The sequence below is a fragment of the Tritonibacter sp. SIMBA_163 genome (assembly GCF_046535935.1).
GTDB lineage: Bacteria > Pseudomonadota > Alphaproteobacteria > Rhodobacterales > Rhodobacteraceae > Epibacterium > Epibacterium scottomollicae.
This window is the reverse complement of sequence record NZ_JAWJBP010001137.1, coordinates 1-243: the sequence shown is the minus strand read 5'-3', so window position 1 is coordinate 243 and position 243 is coordinate 1. Positions and strand designations below refer to the sequence as shown.

The window sequence follows — 243 nt, the reverse complement described above, 5'->3', positions numbered from 1 at the left end:
CAGAAATCAAGCAATACGATATTATTATTTATACGCCTGTTTTAAGCACTGGCGTGAGTATTGACCTCCCAGACTATTTTGATGCTATTTACTCCTTTAATCAAGGGACACAATCAGAAAATAGTACCCGTCAGATGCTATCTCGATTAAGAGATAATACCCCCATTCACTTATTCCTTAAAAAAATTGGGAACGGTAAGCTCGATGGAGGAGAGACAGAAGTTAATGAAGTGCTAAGAAGTA

The 243-nt window shown here is 37.4% G+C and carries 1 protein-coding gene; it reads left to right on the top strand.

Features of this window, described 5'->3' with window-relative positions; all coding sequences use genetic code 11:
• A partial coding sequence (locus tag R0J92_RS25880) for a hypothetical protein (protein WP_411053795.1) occupies nucleotides 1–243 on the top strand: 243 nt, incomplete at both ends.